At 67.0% G+C, this 4,636-nt stretch carries 2 protein-coding genes; one reads left to right on the plus strand and one right to left on the minus strand.

Features of this window, described 5'->3' with window-relative positions; translation table 11 throughout:
• Positions 1-2,644: ATP-dependent DNA helicase (locus tag VGQ94_08240; GenBank protein ID HEV2022505.1), on the minus strand; the 2,644-nt coding region annotated here is incomplete at its 3' end.
• Between the two features lie 173 nt (positions 2,645-2,817).
• Between VGQ94_08240 and VGQ94_08245 the strand changes: the two genes are divergently transcribed.
• Positions 2,818-4,636: glycoside hydrolase (locus VGQ94_08245; GenBank protein HEV2022506.1), on the plus strand; the 1,819-nt coding region annotated here is incomplete at its 3' end.

Raw genomic sequence — 4,636 nt, forward strand, 5'->3', positions numbered from 1 at the left:
AGATGGAAAGCTGCAGGCTTTTGTCGGCGTCGTCCTGGTCGCGCGGCCTGCCGGTCTTGTAGTCCACGATGGCGACGCCTTCGCCCGAGCGGTCCAGCCGGTCCACCCGGCCGCGAATCTGCGCTCCGCCAATCTCCACCGAGAACGTCTTCTCCGTATCCAGCACCTCCGGCGGCGGTTCGCTCGCGCGTGCGGCCAGGAATTTCTCCAGTTGCTCCAGTCCCTGGCGCTCGTACAGCGTCCTCTGATAGGAGTCCTCGATCGCCGCCTTGGCGAACTCCTCGCGGAAGGCCTCCGCGGCCTGCTGCGGAGAAAGCGGCTGGCCGGCGCGAACCGCGTCATAATGACGCTTGAGGACGGTATGCATGGCGCTGCCGTACTGCATGGCGGCCGACGGCTCTTCCGGCAGGTTCCAATCGCGCCGGATCTTGAACTGCAGCGGACAGCGCTCATAGGTCTCCACCCCGGTGGCGCTCAGAGGAAGTTCACCCGGGGCCCAGCGGGGCGGCATCAGCATCCACGGCGCCACCGCCGAGACGGCAGCCTCGCCCGCCGCGACATCCACCGTGTACGGCGGAGCGTCCCGGCCCTGCCAGCATGATTTCACCGACTTTTCCGCCGCCAGCTGTCGCAGGAAGCGCCGCGGGACCGGATCCTGCTTCCCTCCCAGGCAGCCGGAGGAAAGTGTGAGCGCGTCGCGAGCGCGCGTCATGGCCACGTAGAAGAGCCGCAGCTCCTCCTGGGCGTGGACCTCTTTCGGGTCTTCGGCCGTCGCCGAGCTGCGCAGCTCCGGCGGAAGCTCGAACAGGTTCTCGTGGTAGTTGACCTGGCCGCGCCAGTCCGCACGGACCACGAACACCTGGAAGAACTCCAGCCCTTTGGCAGTATGGATGGTCATCAGCCGCACCGCGTCCTTCGCCGCCTCTCCGCCCGCCGGAACGGTACCCCCGGCTTCGACGAAATATTCCAGGTACTCGAGGAACCCGCGCAGCGTCTTCTCTCCGGGAAGAGGCTTCCTCTCCCACTCCTTGACGAAATTCCGGAACGCGGCCACGGGAAGCGAATCGAGCGACAGGCCGAAGGTTTCGGCCAGCGGAGGAATCAGGCTGCTCAGGGTCATCAAGGGTGCAGCGGCGGCGCGGGCCGCTTCGTCGCGGGCCTTCAGCAGCCGCTTCCCTCCCGAAAAGCGCTCCAGCGCCTTGCGGAAGCCCGCGGGCTCCTTCTCCTTGACCAGCAGGTTGCGCAGCCGGACGCCGTCGAGCGCGAACTGCGGCTGGGCCGCCAGCCGCAGCAGGCTGATGTTGTCGGCGCTCGACTCCACCACGCGCAGGCAGGCCAGCAGGTCGCGCACCGCACCGGTCTCGAGCACGTTCAGGCCCTCCACCGCATACGGCACCCCGCGCCTCTCTAGCTCCCCCACCAGCAGCCGGCGGTGGCTGTGCTGGCGGTAGAGCACGACAAAGTCGCTCCAGGGACACTCCAGCGCGTCGTGGCGCTCGCGGATGGTCCGCGCCACCTCCGCCGCCTCCGCCTGCGGATTTTCGGCCAGCACCATCTCGACCGCGAGGCCGGTCAGGGGTCGGCCGGCGCGGGCCGCCTCTTCCTCCCGCATGGACCACAGCGCCTGCCGTTCGAACTCCTTGCCCAGCCCGCTTCCCGGCCGGGTCACCGGTGGGTTCTTTTGGATCAGGGCGTGCGCGCACTGCAGGATCTTCGAGGTGGAACGGTAGTTGATCTCGAGGCGCACCGTCCGCGCATCGGGGAAGCGCCGCAGAAACTCGTCGAAGGCGGCGCTGGTCGCTCCCCGGAAGCGGAAGATGGCCTGGTCGGGGTCGCCCACGGCGAATAGGTTGCGCGGCTCGCCCGCCAGCAGCGTCACCAACTCGATCTGCGCCAGGTTCGAGTCCTGAAACTCGTCCACCAGCAGGAAGCGAGTGCGCCGCCACTCGCGTTCGAGCAAGACCGCATCTTCTCGCAGCAGCCGCACCGCTCCCGCAATCTGATGTCCGAAGGTGCCGAGGTTGTCCTTGCGGAGCATCTCCTCGACCGCGCGATAGACCCGAGCGATCTCCCGGCAGCGCGCCAGTACTTCCTCCCGCGGGAGTTCGGCGGCCTCCTTCGATCTGCTCACCCGCGGCAGCGGCAGCTCTCCGCGCGCCACCCGCTCCACATAGGTCTCGTAGGCGGCGGGATCGACCAACTCGTCCTGGCAGCGCCGAAAGAAGTCCAGCAGGTCTTTGAGAAACTTTGCCGGCTGCGCCGCCTTCTGGAAGCGCTCCAGCCGCAGCTCGGGGATCCGACGGCGCAGATAGATCCAGAGGTCCTCGTCCTCGAGGAGTCCGAAGCCGTGCCCGGCGTCCTGGATCAGCTTGTTCGCGAATCCATGAATGGTGTCGGCGCGCAAGGCCTTCGCGCTCATCGGGCCGATTCGCTCCTCCACCCGCTGGCGCAACTCTGCCGCCGCTTCCAGGGTGTAGGTGACGGCGACAATCTCCTCCGGCCGGGCGTGCCCCGCCTCGACCAGGCGCGCTACGCGCTCCACCAGCACCGCGGTCTTGCCGGTCCCGGCGCCCGCCACCACCAGCATGGGGCCTGCGACGTGCTCGATGGCTTCGAGCTGGCGCTCGTGAAATGTGATTGCCACGGAGACTTGCTTCAGAGGATCGCCTGCCCGCCATTATGCGGGAGCCGGCGGCGCGCAGCAAATGCCCCGGCCGGGATCGCTCTGTGGAAAAGCGGCTTTCCAATCAGACACTCTTGCTCGCCGGTGGGTTTGGTTTATGCTGTCCTGCTACTCACTTCAACGGAGACGCGCCCGTGACCCGAATCAATCGTCTTGCCTTCCTGCTGCTTGCCTGTAGCTGTGCCCTCTCTTCCGCCCCGCGAATCCATGCGCAACAGGTTCCGGAAAAGATGTTCCAGGAGCTGCGCTGGCGCATGATCGGCCCCTTCCGCGCCGGCCGCACGCGGGCCGCGGCCGGAGTGCCCTCGCAGCCCAACGTGTTTTACTTCGGCGCCGTCAACGGCGGCGTCTGGAAGTCCGACGACTACGGCCGCACCTGGGCGCCCATCTTCGACGCGCAGCCCACGCAGTCCATTGGCGACATCGCCGTCGCGCCCTCTGACCCCAACGTGATCTACGTGGCCTCGGGCGAAGGCCTGCCGCGCCCCGACCTCTCCGTCGGCGATGGCATCTACAAGTCCACCGACGCGGGCAAGACCTGGACGCACCTCGGCCTCGCCGACGGGCAGCAGATCCCCGCCCTGGCCATCGATCCGCGAGACCCCAATCGCGTCTTCGCGGCGGTGCTGGGCCATCCCTATGGTCCCAGCCAGGAGCGTGGGATCTTCCGCTCGCTCGACGGCGGCAAGACCTGGAAGAACGTCCTTTATAAGGATGAGAACACCGGCGGCGCCGATGTGCTGATCGATCCGGCGAATCCGGAGGTGGTCTACGCCTCGCTGTGGCAGACGCGACTGGGCCCCTGGGAGGACAACAACCAGTACAGCGGCACAGGCGGCGACCTGTTCAAGTCCACCGACGGCGGCGCTACTTGGCGCCCGCTGACCAACGGACTGCCCAAGGATGTCGTGCAGCTACACATCGCGATCGCTCCCAGCCAGCCCAGCCGCCTCTACGCGGTCTTCTCGACCACGACGAAGACCGAATACGCCTCCGGTAAGGGCCTGGGGCTCTACCGCTCGGACGACGGCGGCGAGACCTGGTCGAGCGCCACCGACGATCCTCGCCCCAAGATGAAGATCGGCGGCGGCGACCTGCCCATTCTTCGCGTGGATCCGAAGAACCCGGACATCGTCTACAGCGCCAGCCTGGTGACCGTGCGCTCGACCGACGGCGGCAAAACCTGGACCAGCATCCGCGGCGCGCCGGGAGGTGACGACTATCAGAACCTCTGGATCAATCCCAATGACCCCAACATCATCCTGCTGGTGAGCGACCAGGGCGCCCTGGTGAGCGTGAACCGAGGCGAGAGCTGGAGCTCCTGGTACAACCAGCCCACGGCGCAGCTCTACCACGTCGCCGTGGATCGCTCATTCCCCTACAAGGTCTGTGCCGGGCAGCAGGAGAGCGGGTCGGTCTGCACCTCCAGCCGCGGCAATGACGGCCGCATCACCTTCCGCGACTGGCATCCGGTGGGCGTCATCGAGTACGGATACGTCGCCCCCGACCCGCTGGACACGGACATCGTTTACGGAGCGGGCCGCAACGAGGTCTCGAAGTACCGCGTAAGCACCGGCGAGAAGGAGAACATCACTCCCATCCCCATCCGCGGCGACAAGTACCGCACCGAGCGTACCGAGCCCATCGTCTTCTCGCCCCTGAATCCCCATCTTCTCTACTACGCCGCCAACATCCTCTTTAAGACCACCGACGGCGGAGCGACCTGGCAGGCCATCAGCCCCGACCTGGCGCACAAGGAGCCGGGAATCCCGGCCAGCCTGGGCACGCTCGCCGCCAAGGACCCGAAAGCCGCAAAGCAGCGTGGAGCCATTTACTCGCTCGCGCCCTCCTTCCAGAGCGTGAACACGATTTGGGCAGGCACCGACGACGGACTCATCTGGCTCACCCGCGACGGCGGCCTCCACTGGGCCGACATCACGCCTTCCGACCTGA

This window comes from Terriglobales bacterium (assembly GCA_035937135.1).
Classification (GTDB): domain Bacteria; phylum Acidobacteriota; class Terriglobia; order Terriglobales; family Acidobacteriaceae; genus DASYVL01.